Raw genomic sequence first — 585 nt, forward strand, 5'->3', positions numbered from 1 at the left:
CCATGACGAAGCTCCGGGTGGACCAGATCCGTGAGAAGACCTCGTCCTAACGGAGCTTCGTCCCCATTCGACACGCCGACGTGGTGACCACTACCCACCGTAAGATGATCTTGAAACGCCCGTGGTCGCGTACATGAGCGGCTAGTTGAGACGATCATTGCGCATCACGAAGCAATCGGGGAGTCGCGGAAGGCGCAAGGTTGGCGTGATTGGCGTCGCTTCGAAGCGCGAGCAATGGAACGCCCTGCCGTACGCGATTACCTGGCTGAAATGTGGGGTGAGTTACCTACGCCGGAAGTCAAGAGAGAGGCTGTGGTCGATCAAATGCGCCCGTTCGTCTTCTCGGATGAGAACGTAACGGAAATGATCGCCGAAATTGAAGCAGAGTGGCGCAAGCGGGCGGCTCTTTGATTTCCAAACGTTCGACCCTGATTCTTCGTGGGTCTGGCGTCGATCGACACGGGCGTTTCAAGATCATCTTACGGTGGGTAGTGGTCACCACGTCGGCGTGTCGAATGGGGACGAAGCTCCGTTAGGACGAGGTCTTCTCACGGATCTGGTCCACCCGGAGCTTCGTCATGGCGC

1 protein-coding gene is annotated in these 585 nt (G+C 57.8%); it reads left to right on the forward strand.

The features are described from left to right. The first annotated feature begins 234 nt into the window (after window positions 1-234). On the forward strand, window positions 235-411 hold the full coding sequence (locus tag F8271_RS33685; protein ID WP_225854915.1) for a hypothetical protein: 177 nt from the start codon (window positions 235-237) through the stop codon (window positions 409-411). The last annotated feature ends 174 nt before the right edge of the window (window positions 412-585 follow it).

The sequence above is a fragment of the Micromonospora sp. ALFpr18c genome (assembly GCF_008868155.1).
Classification (GTDB): Bacteria; Actinomycetota; Actinomycetes; order Mycobacteriales; family Micromonosporaceae; genus Micromonospora.